This window comes from Stutzerimonas sp. VN223-3 (assembly GCF_045999685.1).
Classification (GTDB): domain Bacteria; phylum Pseudomonadota; class Gammaproteobacteria; order Pseudomonadales; family Pseudomonadaceae; genus Stutzerimonas; species Stutzerimonas stutzeri_AR.
Genome location: NZ_RBEC01000002.1, coordinates 127,284 through 141,680, shown reverse-complemented (window position 1 = coordinate 141,680; position 14,397 = coordinate 127,284). Strand labels below are relative to the sequence as shown.

12 protein-coding genes are annotated in these 14,397 nt (G+C 61.2%); 6 read left to right on the top strand and 6 right to left on the bottom strand.

Annotation, left to right across the window (positions count from 1 at the left end; all coding sequences use genetic code 11):
* Nucleotides 1-172: 172 nt before the first annotated feature.
* Nucleotides 173-2,182, bottom strand: a complete 2,010-nt coding sequence (gene rep / locus D7241_RS09475; protein ID WP_408101312.1) for a DNA helicase Rep — start codon at nt 2,180-2,182, stop codon at nt 173-175.
* Nucleotides 2,183-2,426: 244 nt separating this feature from the next.
* Between rep and D7241_RS09470 the strand changes: the two genes are divergently transcribed.
* Complete coding sequence (locus D7241_RS09470; RefSeq protein WP_408102308.1) at nt 2,427-4,073, top strand: putative bifunctional diguanylate cyclase/phosphodiesterase; 1,647 nt, start codon at nt 2,427-2,429, stop codon at nt 4,071-4,073.
* An 84-nt stretch (nt 4,074-4,157) separates the two neighbouring features.
* Here D7241_RS09470 and D7241_RS09465 read toward each other — a convergent pair whose 3' ends face one another.
* The 3 genes from D7241_RS09465 to D7241_RS09455 form a co-directional block, all read right to left on the bottom strand.
* The gene (locus tag D7241_RS09465) at nt 4,158-6,128 is read right to left on the bottom strand and encodes a BCCT family transporter (protein ID WP_408101311.1); all 1,971 of its coding nucleotides are present in this window, start codon (nt 6,126-6,128) and stop codon (nt 4,158-4,160) included.
* Between the two features lie 227 nt (nt 6,129-6,355).
* Nucleotides 6,356-7,855, bottom strand: a complete 1,500-nt coding sequence (locus D7241_RS09460) for a YifB family Mg chelatase-like AAA ATPase (protein ID WP_408101310.1) — start codon at nt 7,853-7,855, stop codon at nt 6,356-6,358.
* Nucleotides 7,856-7,888: 33 nt separating this feature from the next.
* Entirely contained in the window at nt 7,889-8,152 is a 264-nt protein-coding gene (locus tag D7241_RS09455; RefSeq protein WP_408101309.1) for an accessory factor UbiK family protein, read from the bottom strand.
* A gap of 395 nt (nt 8,153-8,547) precedes the next feature.
* Between D7241_RS09455 and glnK the strand changes: the two genes are divergently transcribed.
* The 5 genes from glnK (at nt 8,548) to sutA (ending at nt 12,596) form a co-directional block, all read left to right on the top strand.
* Complete coding sequence (glnK, locus tag D7241_RS09450; RefSeq protein ID WP_003096476.1) at nt 8,548-8,886, top strand: P-II family nitrogen regulator; 339 nt, start codon at nt 8,548-8,550, stop codon at nt 8,884-8,886.
* A 131-nt stretch (nt 8,887-9,017) separates the two neighbouring features.
* On the top strand, nt 9,018-10,334 hold the full coding sequence (locus D7241_RS09445) for an ammonium transporter (protein ID WP_255979970.1): 1,317 nt from the start codon (nt 9,018-9,020) through the stop codon (nt 10,332-10,334).
* A gap of 78 nt (nt 10,335-10,412) precedes the next feature.
* Complete coding sequence (locus tag D7241_RS09440; protein ID WP_255979972.1) at nt 10,413-11,666, top strand: ammonium transporter; 1,254 nt, start codon at nt 10,413-10,415, stop codon at nt 11,664-11,666.
* 97 nt (nt 11,667-11,763) lie between these two features.
* Complete coding sequence (locus tag D7241_RS09435; RefSeq protein WP_408101308.1) at nt 11,764-12,189, top strand: secondary thiamine-phosphate synthase enzyme YjbQ; 426 nt, start codon at nt 11,764-11,766, stop codon at nt 12,187-12,189.
* A gap of 74 nt (nt 12,190-12,263) precedes the next feature.
* Nucleotides 12,264-12,596: a transcriptional regulator SutA gene (gene sutA, locus D7241_RS09430; protein ID WP_255979976.1), complete on the top strand. Its 333-nt coding sequence runs from the start codon at nt 12,264-12,266 to the stop codon at nt 12,594-12,596.
* A 184-nt stretch (nt 12,597-12,780) separates the two neighbouring features.
* Here sutA and D7241_RS09425 read toward each other — a convergent pair whose 3' ends face one another.
* Complete coding sequence (locus tag D7241_RS09425; RefSeq protein ID WP_408101307.1) at nt 12,781-13,476, bottom strand: HAD family hydrolase; 696 nt, start codon at nt 13,474-13,476, stop codon at nt 12,781-12,783.
* The gene (xerC, locus tag D7241_RS09420) at nt 13,473-14,372 is read right to left on the bottom strand and encodes a tyrosine recombinase XerC (RefSeq protein WP_408101306.1); all 900 of its coding nucleotides are present in this window, start codon (nt 14,370-14,372) and stop codon (nt 13,473-13,475) included. The genes D7241_RS09425 and xerC overlap by 4 nt, the downstream gene beginning before the upstream one ends.
* Between the last annotated feature and the right edge of the window lie 25 nt (nt 14,373-14,397).

Sequence of the window (14,397 nt, the reverse complement as noted above, 5' to 3'; positions counted from 1 at the left end):
CAGCCGTAGGGTGGGTCGGGCGGCGTTCCGCTTCAGCCCACCAGCAGGCAGGCGGCAAGGGCGGTAGCGTGGCGGAGGTTTGCTTTAGCGTGGTTGGTGGGCTGAAGCCCACCCTACAGATTGGCGAATTGCACCGCCCTACAGTCGTTAGTTTCAGGTCTCAGCCGCATTCTTAGCGCTTCAACATCGCCCGCATCGCCGCCAGCGCATCGTTGCCACGGGCGGCTTTGACCTCCACCGGCGCGTCTTCCTGGCCTTCCCATTCCAAGTCTTCCTGCGGCAGTTCGTCGAGGAAGCGGCTGGGCATGCATTCGATGATTTCGCCGTACTGCTTGCGTTTGGCAGCGAAGGTCATCGCCAGATTCTGCCGGGCGCGGGTGATGCCGACGTAGGCCAGGCGGCGTTCCTCCTCGATGGTGTCGGCCTCGATGCTGGAGCGGTGCGGGAGGATTTCCTCTTCCATGCCGAGGATGAACACATAGGGGAATTCCAGTCCCTTGGAGGCGTGCAGGGTCATCATCTGCACACCCTCGGCGCCTTCTTCCTCTTCCTGCTGGCGTTCGAGCATGTCGCGCAGCACCAGCTTGGCGATGGCTTCCTCGATGGTCATGCCGCCTTCCTCGTCGCGCTCCAGGGTGTTCTTCAGCGCGTCGATGAGGAACCAGACGTTGCCCATGCGGAAGTCCGCGGCCTTGTCGCTGGAAGTTTGGGCGCGCACCCAGGTCTCGTAGTCGATGTCCATGACCATGCTGCGCAGGGCGGCGATCGGATCGTTCTGCGCGCATTGCTGGCGCAGGTTGTCCATGTAGCGTTTGAAGCGCGACAGACGATCGGTGAAGCGGCTGTCCAAGTGCTCGCCAAGACCCATCTCGTCGCAGGCGTTGTACATCGAGATCTTGCGTTCGGTGGCGTAGTTGCCGAGCTTTTCCAACGTGGTCGAGCCAATCTCCCGACGCGGCACGTTGATCACGCGCAGGAAGGCATTGTCGTCGTCCGGATTGACCAGCAGGCGGAAGTAACTCATCAGGTCCTTCACTTCCTGACGCCCGAAAAAGCTGGTGCCGCCGGAAAGCCGGTAAGGGATCTGGTGGTGCTGCAGCTTCAGCTCGATCAGCTTGGCCTGGTAGTTACCGCGATAGAGGATGGCGAAATCGCTGTAGGGCCGTTCGGTCTTGAGGTGCAGCGTGAGGATTTCCATCGCCACCCGCTCGGCCTCGGCTTCCTCGTTGCGGCAGCGAATCACGCGGATCGCGTCGCCGTGGCCCATTTCCGACCACAGCTGCTTCTCGAACGCGTGCGGGTTGTTGGCGATCAGGATGTTCGCGCATTTGAGGATGCGGCTGGTGGAGCGGTAGTTCTGCTCGAGCATCACCACCTTCAGCGAGGGGAAATCCTCTTTCAGCTGCATCAGGTTTTCCGGCCGCGCGCCGCGCCAAGCGTAAATTGACTGGTCGTCGTCACCCACTACGGTGAAGTGCGCGCGTTCCTGCACCAACAATTTGACCAACAGATACTGGCTGGCATTGGTGTCCTGATATTCGTCGACCAGCATGTAGCGCACCTTGTTGCGCCACTTTTCCAGTACGTCGGGGTTGTCCTGGAACAGCTTTACCGGCTGCATGATGAGGTCGTCGAAATCCACCGCGTTGTACGCCTTGAGCGTGCGTTGGTAGTGGGTATAGACGATGGCGGCGGTCTGCTCTTTCGGATTGCGCGCGTTTTCCAACGCCTCTTCGGGCGTGATCAGGTCGTTCTTCCAGGAGCCGATGTAATGCTTGATCTCATCGACGCCGTCATCGCCAGCGTATTCCTTCTGCATGATGTCGGTCAGCAGCGCCTTGATGTCGCCCTCGTCGAAGATCGAGAAGCCCGGCTTGTAACCGAGTTTCGCGTACTCCTTGCGGATGATGTTCAGGCCCAGGTTGTGGAAGGTCGAGACCGTCAGCCCGCGTCCTTCCCCGCCGCGCAGCAAGCTACCGACGCGCTCTTTCATCTCGCGGGCGGCCTTGTTGGTGAATGTCACGGCGACGATGTACTGCGCGCGGATGCCGCACTGCTGGATCAGATAGGCGATCTTGCGGGTGATCACGCTGGTCTTGCCGGAGCCGGCACCGGCGAGCACCAGCATGGGGCCGCCGACATAGTTCACGGCTTCCTGCTGCCGGGGATTGAGTCGGGACATTCTCGTTTGGTCTGTAGAGGCGGGGGCGAGAGTTTAGCAGGGCTGGGACGACGGGATAGATCATCGGGACCACATGCGTGCCGGTCGTCGTAAGCGGGGGTTTGCTATTGGTCGGAATCCTCTAGTCTATGTGCGCGGCGTCGCTCAGCTTCCCGCCCCGCTTCACACATGGAGGTGGAATTGTCGCGGTGGTCATCCACCAGCAGCTCCGCACGAACCGGGAATACACATGTCCGTACAACCTATGCGTCTGGTTCTGCTGGCCGACGAGCCCGAGTGGGGCGAAGGTCTGCGTGTAGCCCTGAGCGCATTGCGCAGCCCTCATCGGCTGATCGTGGCTGAGGACTGGCCCGCCGTTACGGAGCGCCTGGCCGAGGGCGGGCACAGCCTGTTGTTCACGACACCAGATGGACGTCCCGCGTCCGCTCGCTTTCCTTGGCCAACGGTATTACTGCTCAAGGAAGAACCTGACGAGACGCCAGAAGGTGTGATCGACTGGCTCACCGGTCCGCAGCTCAGCCCCGATATGTTGCGCCGCTGCCTGCGCTATGCCCGCGAGCGGTGCAATCTGCAGGGCGCCTTGCAACGCCTGGCGGTACAGGATTCGCTGACTGGGGTCGCCAATCGTCAGGGCTTTCAGGCATTGCTCGCGACGCGCCTCGCCGAGCACGAGGGTGAAGGGTTGGTGCTGGGCCTTCTCGATTTGGACAATTTTCGCCGGGTCAACGACACCCTTGGCCATCAGGCCGGGGATCGCCTAATCCTGCAGGTGGTGGCGCGCTTGAAGGCGCAGCTGGAGGTGGGTGATCTGGTTGCCCGGCTGGGGGGCGACGAATTCTCGCTGCTGCTCGATACCGCCCGCCATTCCGGACGTGCTGAACGGGTGGCCGATCGTGTGGTAGAGGCGCTGGCCGAGCCTTACTGGCTCGATGGCGAAAGCCTGATGCTCGGCTGCAGCCTCGGATTGGCGCATGCCAAGGCCGACACCGACCCCGATCAACTGCTGTGGCTGGCGCAGATTGCCATGCGCCATGCCAAGGCCAAGCAGGGCTGCACCTGGTATCGCTACAACGAACGAATCAATCGCAGCGCCAGCAACCTGGCGGATCTGGAAGGCGAGTTGCGGCGGGCGCTGCGCCGCGACGATCTGGAACTGCATTACCAACCGCGTCTGTGTGTGGAGACCGGGCGAATCGTCGGCATGGAAGCCCTGGTTCGCTGGCCGCATGCCGAGCGCGGCTGGCTGGCGCCGAACGAATTCATCCCCATGGCCGAGGAGAGTGGGCTGATCGTGCCGCTGGGTTACTGGGTCATCTCACGGGCGCTGCGCGATATGCAGAGCCTGCGCGCGAGCGGCGCAGGCGAGCTGCACATGGCGGTCAATCTATCGTTTCGACAGTTCCAGGACAGTCAGTTGCTGGTTACCTTGCAGCGGCTGATCAAGGAGCGCGGGGTGGATCCGCATTGGCTGGAGTTCGAGCTCACCGAGACTGCAGTGATGCGTCGTAGCGACCAGGTGCGTGGCACCATGAACGCGCTGGCAGAGCTGGGAGTGCGCTTTTCGCTGGATGATTTCGGTACCGGCTTTTCCTCCTTCGTGCACTTGAGTCGGCTGCCTATCAGTCTGCTCAAGATCGACAAGAGCTTCGTCGAACAGCTGGCAAGGCGCCCGCAAAACAGCCGGCTGGTCCGTGCCATGATCAGCCTGGCTCACAATCTGGGGCTGGAAGTGGTGGCCGAAGGGGTGGAGGTGACCAGCCAGCTAGGACAACTAAGGCGCTTTGGCGCCGATCAGGTGCAGGGCTATCTGATCAGCAAACCCCTGCCTCTGGCGGAACTGAGCGTTTTCCTGAAAACCGAAGGTAACGCCAGTAGAACGGCTGAAAGCTAGCGTCTTGAATGGCTAGAGGCTGAATGGAAAGCCTGGGGTTGCCCCGTCGTGCTTTTCGTCCAGCCTCCAGCCTCCAGTCGCCTGTTAGCGCACGATGTGCAGAAAATGCATGTGCTTTTCGTACTGATCGAGAATGTCGCCGATCACGCCTTCGCGGCTCCAGCCCATCACGTCATAGTCCTGACCGCCTTCCTTGAGATGGACCTCGGCGCGGAAATACTTACGCTCGCCGGGTTCGTCGTCTTCGCTGTTGGGCACGAAGCTGGGCATCGCATAGGCGCGAGGGCGAATCTCATAGATGAAGTCAGGCTCGCCTTCGTGGGTGATTTCAATACTGATACGGCGGTCTTCGCCTTCACTGACGATGGCGTCGTAGCCTTGTTTGCGAATTTCCTCGGCGACCGCTTCGCAGGCAGGGCGGGCCACTTCGGCGATGAAACGCAGCACATGGGTACGTCGCGGGAACATCGTCAGGTTGCGCAGACGTCGCTGCCAGTCGCTATAGGCCCGCGGCGTGGCGGGAGAGGTGGTGATTGCCTGATAGCGCAGACCTTGTTTGGTGGCATCCAGGCGCAATGCCTTGAGCAAGCCCCACATCGAGCAGAGCAAGGCGATGGTGAAGGGCAGAGCGCTGGCGATAGTGGCGGTCTGCAGTGCCGTCAGCCCATCGGCCAGCAGCAACGCAATCGCCACGATACCCATCGACCCAGCCCAGAAGATGCGTTGCCAGGTCGGCGTGTTCTCCTGGCCACCGGAGGCGAGCATGTCTACCACCAGCGCGCCGGAATCCGCTGAGGTAACGAAGAACACCACCACCATGATGATCGCGATCAGCGAGATGAAGGAGGAAAACGGGAAATGCTCAAGGAAGGCAAACAGGGCCAGCGAGCTGTCCTTGTCGATGGCTTCGCCCAGGCTGGTGACGTGCTCCCAGAGAATCATGTGAATGGCGGTATCGCCGAACACCGTCATCCACAACAGGGTGAAGGCTGTCGGCACCAGCAGCACGCCAGTGACGAATTCACGAATGGTGCGGCCGCGCGAGATACGCGCGATGAACAACCCCACGAAGGGCGACCAGGCCAGCCACCAGCCCCAATAAAACAACGTCCAGCCGCCGATCCAGTCGTTCGGCTCGTAGGCATAGAGATTGAAAGTCGCGGTGATGATCTGCGAGAAATAGTTGCCGGTGTTCTGCACGAATGTTTGAAGAATGAACACAGTAGGACCGGCGATCAGCACCATTAGCATCAGCAGAACGGCGAGGCTGAGGTTCAGCTCGGACAAACGCCTTACACCCTTGTCCAGGCCAGTCACCACCGAAATGGTGGCCAGTAGCGTGGTGCCCACGATCAGAGCGATTTGCACCGGTACTGATATAGGCAGTCCGTACAGATGGTTGAGGCCGGTATTGATCTGGGTGACGCCAAGCCCCAGTGAGGTGGCGACGCCCAGCACCGTGCCGATGATGGCGAAGATATCCACGGCATGCCCGATCGGCCCGTGAATTCGCTCGCCAATCAGTGGGTAAAGTGCCGAGCGCAGGGTCAGCGGCAAACCGTGGCGGAAGCTGAAGTAGGCGAGAATCATCGCGACGATGGCGTAGATGGCCCAGGCGTGTAGCCCCCAATGGAAAAAGGTGATTTTCATCGCCTCCCGCGCGGCCTCTACGGTGCCGCCTTCCCCCACTGGGGGTGAGAGAAAATGCATTACCGGCTCGGCAACGCCGAAGAACATCAGCCCGATGCCCATGCCTGCGGAAAACAGCATGGCGAACCAGGTCAGGCTGCTGTAGTCGGGTTCACTGTGATCGGGGCCGAGCTTGATGTCGCCGTAGCGGCTGAGGGCGAGTATCACCACCATCAGCAGGATGATCGCGACTGCAAGGATATAAAGCCAGCTGAGGTTGGCAATGATCCAGGCTTGCACGTCGCCGAACAGCGTTTGCGCATGTTCGGAAAAAGCGACGCTGTAGATCACCAGGGCGAGAATCAGTACGGCAGAGCCGAAAAAAACGGGAGGGTTGATAGAAGAGGAAGACTTGTTGGCCTCCATGCTGCGCTCCTTGAATACCGAATGGGAGTGGGCCGCCTGTGGCGAAGAGCACGTAATCTAACACGGCGAGCACCTTAGCCGGCCGCTAGCGGTACAGGCACGGCCAGACAAACCGCTGTCATTACCTATCGTGAGTGGCTCGGTTGGCACTAAGTTCACTTCAGAACTACCGTTTCGCAGGGGCTGATTGCCTAGTCAGCGGCGGGCTAGATGAGCGCGAGTCGAGATCAACTGGCCTGCGTGCCCGGCCGATACTGCAGCGCCTCGGCCAAATGTTGCCGGTTGATGGTCTCGGCTTGCTGCAGATCCGCCAAGGTACGGGCGACCTTGAGAATCCGGTGCGCCGCACGCAAGGAAAGGCCCAGGCGCTCACAGGCACGTTCCAGCCATTGTTGATCTTCGACCTGCAGTTGGCAGTGGGTGCGCAGCCCGGTGAGATCGAGAAACGCGTTCGCGCAGCCCTGACGGGCAAGTTGTATTCGCCGCGCCTGAGCAACCTGCGTGGCGACCACTGCGGTGTTATCGCCTGTCACGGGAGGTGCATTCAGAGCGGTGGCTTCGCGTGCCACGGTGAGGTGCAGATCGATACGATCAAGCAGCGGCCCGGACAGCTTGCCGCGGTAGCGCTGAATCTGGTCCGGCGAACAGCGGCAGCGACCGCTCGGGTCGCCCAGGTAGCCGCAAGGGCAGGGATTCATCGCCGCGACCAGCTGAAAGCGGGCCGGAAAGCGCACCTTGTCTCGTGCACGAGCGATGACGATACAGCCTGATTCCAGGGGCTCGCGAAGCACCTCCAAAACCTTGCGATCGAATTCCGGGAGCTCGTCCAGAAACAGCACGCCCTGGTGCGCGAGGGTGATTTCCCCCGGACGTGGCCGGCTGCCGCCACCGACCAGCGCTGGACCGGATGCACTGTGATGGGGCTGGCGGAACGGGCGCTGCGGCCAATGCTCCAGCGGCGACTGGCTGGCCACCGAGTGGATTGCCGCGACTTCCAGCGCTTCCTGCTCTTCCAGCGGCGGCAGCAGACCGGGGAGGCGGCTGGCCAGAAGGGTTTTGCCAGTGCCCGGAGGGCCTGAAAACAGTAGATTGTGTGCACCCGCCGCGGCGACTAACAGACCGCGTTTGGCGGCTGCCTGGCCCTGCACATCGGCCAAGTCGGGATAGGGCAGGACCTGACGCAGTAATCCCTGAGCCTGGAATGGCGCAATCGGCGCCAAACCATTGAAGTGCGCGGCGACTTCCAGCAGATGGTCAGCGGCGTACACCACCAGACCGGAGGCCAGACTCGCTTCCTCTGCATTGGCTCGTGGCACCAATAAGGCGCGCCCGGCCTGACGCGCGGCCAGCGCTGCGGGCAGCACGCCCTGAACCGGGCGCAGCGCGCCGGAAAGAGCCAGCTCGCCGAGGCATTCAAGTGTGTCGAGGCGGTCCGCCGGAATCTGCCCGCTGGCGGCGAGAACGCCCAACGCGATGGCCAGATCAAATCGACCACCATCTTTTGGCAAGTCAGCAGGCGCGAGATTTAGCGTGATTCGGCGTGCGGGAAAATCGAAACCGGAGGTTTGGATCGCGCTGCGCACGCGGTCTTTGCTCTCCTTGACTGCGGTTTCCGGCAAGCCGACCAGTGCCAGTGAAGGCAAACCGTTGGCCAGATGAGCTTCGACGGTAACGGTGGGCGCCTCGACGCCCAATTGGGCGCGGCTGTGGACTATGGCAAGGGACATCCGATCACTCCTTTGATCGTGCCGCCTCCGAGGCTATTCGGCGGCGGGTGGCGCGAGTTTCTCTTCCAGCTCGGCGACCTTGGCTTCGAGTGCTTCGAGTCGCGCTCGGGTGCGGGCGAGCACGACCATCTGACTGTCGAATTCGTCGCGGCTGACTACGTCCAGCTTGCTCAGCGCGCCCTGCACGATGCTCTTGAACTGTGCTTCGATTTCGGGGCGGGGCAGGGGCGTTTCGCCGTTGAACAGACGCGAGGCCTGGGAGCCGATGGCATCGAGAAAAGCTTTGGGTGGGAACATGGGCATCACCTGTTTCTGAGCGGCGGGCAGTGTAGCACGGCCCATCTGTGGTCGATTTTCCATCGCTGTGCACGATTGTGGACACGGCACTGGGTCGCTGTGCTCGGTATTGGTGCGCTGCTTCGTTGATCGGGCATCGGTGCGCTACGCAAGCACGGCACGGAGCGCGCCAGATCGCATCTCCCGCAAAACTGGCATTGATTCTGCTTGGCTGGCCATGACGGATGCACCGATGCGTTGTGGTGCGCAGGCGATTCGGGACGTTTCGTCGGATCGGTTGATGGTGTCGGATGGTCGCTCGGCAATGCCGGCGCGTTACAAGAGCCAGACACTGAGCTTAGACTTGAACCGGGTTCGTATTTCTGGGGCAAGTCCATCTAAACGGGAGAAGTTTCATGAAACTAGTCACTGCCATCATTAAGCCGTTCAAGCTGGACGATGTACGCGAGTCGCTGTCCGAGATTGGCGTTCAGGGCATCACGGTCACCGAGGTCAAGGGTTTCGGGCGCCAGAAAGGCCATACCGAGTTGTACCGCGGCGCCGAATATGTGGTTGATTTTCTGCCGAAGGTGAAAATCGACGTGGCGATTGCCGACGATCAGCTGGATCGCGTGATCGAGGCCATCACCAAGGCTGCCAACACCGGCAAGATCGGCGACGGCAAGATTTTCGTCGTCAACCTGGAACAGGCCATCCGCATCCGGACCGGCGAAACGGATACCGACGCGATTTGACCGGCTTGACCGTCGCGAGCGACTGATTGAGCGGTAACGCCGATCAGACGCCGCAACGAGCGAAGCCCGCAATAATTTTTTCGATTGCCTGCATAGCAGGCTTACGAACCCCACGCCCCAGGAGTAAAACCATGACTCTGCGAAAATTCGCAGGGCTAGGAGCCCTTTTGTCTCTGATAAGCCCCGGCATCGCCATGGCACAGGAGGCAACGCTTGATTCAGGCGATACGGCATGGATGCTCACAGCCACTGCGCTGGTGCTGTTCATGACGATTCCGGGTCTGGCGCTGTTCTATGGCGGCATGGTCCGCTCGAAGAACATCCTCTCGGTGATGATGCAATGCTTCGCCATCACTGGGTTGATGAGCATTCTCTGGATGGCCTACGGCTACAGCCTGGCCTTTGACACCGCAGGCATGGAAGCAGGCGTCACCAACCTCAATTCTTTCGTCGGCGGACTCGGTCGTGTCTTCCTCAGTGGCCTGACGCCCGACAGCCTTACCGGCACCGTGCCGGAAAGCGTCTTCATCACGTTCCAGATGACCTTCGCCATCATCACACCGGCGCTGATCGTCGGGGCTTTCGCCGAACGCATGAAGTTCTCCGCAATGCTGGTATTCATGGGCGTCTGGTTCACCCTGGTCTATGCGCCGATCGCGCATATGGTCTGGGGTGGCGACGGCGGCCTGATGTGGGATTGGGGCGTACTCGACTTCGCCGGTGGCACCGTGGTGCATATCAACGCCGGTATTGCAGGCTTGGTGGCGTGCATCGTGCTCGGCAAGCGTAAGGGCTTTCCGACCACGCCGATGGCGCCGCACAACCTGGGCCTGACGCTGGTCGGCGCGGCGATGCTGTGGATCGGCTGGTTCGGCTTCAACGCCGGTTCCTCGCTCGGTGCTAATGGCACCGCCGGCATGGCCATGCTGGTCACGCAAATCGCCACTGCCGCGGCGGCCCTGGCCTGGATGTTCGCCGAGTGGCTGACCCACGGCAAACCCAGTGCGCTGGGCATCGCCTCAGGTGTTGTGGCTGGCCTGGTTGCCATCACGCCCGCAGCCGGCACCGTTGGCCCGATGGGCGCGCTGATCATCGGTCTGGCTTCGGGTGTGATCTGCTTCTTCTGCGCTACCAGTTTGAAACGCAAGCTCGGTTATGACGATTCCCTGGACGCCTTCGGCGTGCATGGTATCGGTGGCATCGTCGGTGCGCTGCTGACTGGTGTATTCGCGGCGCCCGCATTAGGCGGCTTCGGTGAGGTGGAGAACATCGCGTTGCAGCTGTGGATTCAGCTCAAAGGCGTGCTCTTCACAGTCGTGTACACCGCCATTGTCACCTTCGTGATTCTCAAGGTGATCGACGTGGTAATGGGGCTGCGGGTCAGCGAAGAAGAAGAAACCATCGGCCTCGATCTCAGCCTGCACAACGAGCGCGGCTACAACCTGTAAGCAACGGAGTGCGCCCGGAGCCAACCCGGGCGCCTTAACCGAACAGCGTCGCGAGGCGCTCGGCAAAAGGTGATAACAATGGATAGCACAGCACTGATACCTGTTCAGTACGGACTCGATACGTTTTACTTCCTAATTTGCGGTGCGCTGGTGATGTGGATGGCGGCCGGCTTCTCTATGCTCGAGGCCGGTCTGGTTAGGGCGAAGAACACCGCCGAGATTCTTACCAAGAACATCGTGCTCTATGCCGTGGCGTCGGTCATGTACCTGCTGATCGGCTACTACATCATGTATTCCAGCCCGGACGGCGCCATCCTGCCGAGCCTGGGATTCCTGATTGGTGACGAGAACGCTGTGGATGTGGTCGCCGCGGGTGGCGAGGATGCGCCTTACTACTCGGCGCGGGCGGACTTCTTCTTCCAGATCGTGTTTGCCGCGACCTGTATGTCGGTGGTGTCCGGCGCGGTTGCCGAGCGTATGAAACTCTGGGCCTTCATCGCTTTCGCGGTGGTAATGACCGGCTTCATCTACCCCGTACAGGGGTTCTGGAAATGGGGCGGCGGTTTCCTCGACGCAGCTGGCTTCCTCGACTTCGCCGGCTCCGGTCTGGTGCATATGGCAGGCGCGTCCGCGGCGCTGGCCGGCGTGCTGCTGCTAGGCCCGCGTAAGGGCAAGTACGGCCCGAACGGCCAGATCAACGCGATTCCTGGCGCCAATCTGCCGCTCGCAACCTTGGGTGCGCTCATTTTGTGGATGGGCTGGTTCGGCTTCAACGGCGGCTCGCAACTGAAGATGAGCACCATCGAAGACGCCAACGCGGTCGCCCAAGTGTTCACCAATACCAACATGGCTGCGGCCGGTGGATTGATCGCTGCGCTGATCACTGCGCGCCTGCTGTTCGGCAAGTCCGATCTGACCATGATCCTCAACGGTGCATTGGCCGGCCTAGTGGCAATTACCGCCGAACCCTTGACTCCGAGCGCCCTGCAATCGGTATTGATTGGAGGCGTGGGTGGCGTACTGGTGGTATTCAGCATCCTCGGGCTGGACAAGCTGAAGCTGGATGATCCGGTCGGTGCGATTTCGGTGCACGGCGTGGTGGGCATGTGGGGCCTGTTGGCGGTGCCGCTAACCAATGCCGATGCGTCCTTCGGCGCCCAGCTGCTGGGTCTGGTTTCGATCTTCGCCTGGGTATTCATCGCCAGCTTGATCGTCTGGAGCATCATCAAGGCAGTCATGGGCCTGCGGGTCAGTGAAGAAGAGGAATACGAGGGCGTCGACGTTGTCGAGTGCGGCCTCGAAGCCTATCCGGAATTCACCAGCAAGCGTTGATTCGCAATGTATCGACAAGGGCGCCTACGGGCGCCCTTTGCTTTTTCTGGCGCCGCGCTAGAATGCGCCCGTTCAGGTGTCGGGTGGAGCTGTCAGCATGTGGCAACAGATCATGATCACACTGCGTCCACGGCCGCGGGGCTTCCATCTGATAACCGACGAGTTGCTTGAACAACTGCCGGAACTGCAACAATGCCAGGCCGGTCTGTTACACCTGTGGTTACGCCATACATCGGCCTCGCTGACTGTTAACGAGAACGCCGACGGCGCGGTGCGACGCGACTTTGAAAAGTTTTTTAATCGCCTGGTGCCGCAAGGCCAGGGTGGTTACGAGCACGATTACGAAGGGCCGGACGATCTGCCGGCGCATTTCAAGGCGAGCCTGCTTGGTTGCCAGTTGAGTTTGCCGGTCAGCGAGGGGCGCCTGGCATTGGGAACCTGGCAGGGCATCTATCTGGGTGAGCACCGAGATCGAGGTGGTGCCAGACAGGTCCTTGCCACGCTGCACGGGATGGTGAGTTGAATTTTTTTTGGCGATGGCGAACAAAGCACATCGCCGGGCTATAACTTCCGCTTTGGCAAGGTACGAGGTTGAACATGAGCGACGAAGAATTAGAACAAGACGATCTGGACGTTAGCGACGAGGAGGAGGGCGAGGAGCTGGCCGCCGCCGATGACGGCGACGACATTGCCGACGACGAGGGGACCGACAGCGAGCGCGCGACCCCGACGACCAAGAAGGCCAAGGCTAAGGCCGCGGTCGTTGAAGAATTGCCAAGCCTGGAAGCCAAGCAGCGGGAACGTGACGAGCTGGCGCGCGCCATGGAAGAGTTCCTGTCGCGTGGTGGACGCGTGCAGGAAGTCGAACCAAACGTGGTGGCCGATCCGCCGAAAAAGCCTGATAGCAAATACGGCAGCCGGCCTATCTGAGTCAGATCCGCAAAGCGGTTGAAGCTGAAAAGGCACGAGAAAACCGCGTCACGCTCGTAGCAGGTAGTTTTTAACGCCCTGCTAGAGGCCCGAGCGACAGCCCAGATCTGCTTGCTTTGGCCTACCACAGCGAAGCCCAATACCAGACGGTGTTGGGCTTTGTCGTATCTGCAATTGGTTAACCTTATTGCCAGCGGGCCAGCAACGTCGGGAGCTCTGAAAGGCTGCGGATTTCCGCGTCTGGCTGGCCTTCATGCTGCCACGGCGCTCTGCCAGGATTGAACCAGATGGCCCGGACGCCGGCCCGCTGTGCCCCACCGATATCGTCATCAGGGTGATCACCGATATGCACGGCGTGCTCGGCGCTCACGCCCGCGCGGCTGAGCGCTTCCTGGAAAGGTCGCGGGTCCGGCTTGCCGATGCCCAGCTCTTCGGCGCAAAGGGTGAACTGGAAATAGTCGGCCAGGCCCAGGCGGCGGATGTCGGCATTGCCGTTGGTCAGCACGCCGAGCGTGTAGCGGTTGGCCAAGTGTTCCAGCGTCGGGTGAACGTCGGGAAAGAGGTCGATAGCGTGGCGGGCTTCGAGAAAGACCTCGAATGCCTGGTCGGCGATGTCCTGCGCTTCGCCGCCTGGATAACCGGCGTCATGCAACGCATGAAAGAGGATGCGTCGGCGCAGTTCACTGATGCGGTGCTTCAGTCCTGGCTCGGACTCGACCAGCATGCGCCGGATCGCGGCCAGCGATTCGACCGGAAATTCGCCCAGACGCGGCGCATGCTGGCCGAGCCAATCTCGCAGGCGGATTTCGGCACTATGAATGACCGGGCCGACATCCCACAGCGTGTCATCGAGGTCGAAGGTGATCAGCTGAATGCTCATGGGTCACTGTCTCGCTTACGTTTGGCGCGCGGGTGCGCCTGGTCATAGACCTTGGCCAAATGCTGGAAATCCAGATGGGTGTAGATCTGCGTGGTGCCGATGTCGGCGTGACCCAGCAGCTCCTGCACCGAGCGCAGGTCTTGCGACGATTCGAGCATGTGGCTAGCGAAGCTATGCCTGAGCATATGCGGGTGCAGGTGCTGGCCGAGTTCGCGCACGCCCGCCTGGCGTACCCGCAGTTGCACCGCGCGTGCACCGAGGCGGCGACCCTGCTGGCTGACGAACACGGCAGCATCGACGGGGTTGCTCAACGCTCGCAGCGGCAGCCAGGCCTGCAGCGCCTCGCGCGCCTTGCGTCCGACAGGCAGCACGCGCTCCTTGTTGCCTTTGCCGCGGACCTGAACCAGGCCGGCCGGCAAATCGAGCTGATCGAGATTCAGGCCGACCAGCTCGGCCAGGCGCAACCCGGACGAATAGAACAGCTCGAGCATGGCCTGGTCGCGATGGCCGATGAAATCGTCCTCGACACCGCCGTCGAGCAGCTGCATTGCCCGGTCGGTATCGAGCAGCCGCGGCAGGCGCTTTTCACCCCTGGGCGCGGAGATACCGGCGGCCGGATCATGGGTGCAGCGACCTTCCTGGTTGAGATAGCGGTATAAGCCGCGCAGCGACGAAAGCAGGCGCGCCAGGCTGCGGCTGGATTGGCCCTGGCGATGCTGTTCGGCGATGAGTTGACGGATATGGACGCTTTTCAGCTCGGACCATTGCCCCAGATGCTGCTTCTGGCAATAGTCCATCACCTTGATCAGGTCGCGCCGATATCCGTCGAGCGTATGCGGCGACATCTGCCGCTCGTTGCGCAGATGTTGGAAATAGGCGTCGAGATCGGTTTGCACGAAAGCTCCCAGGGTCGCTGAAGCA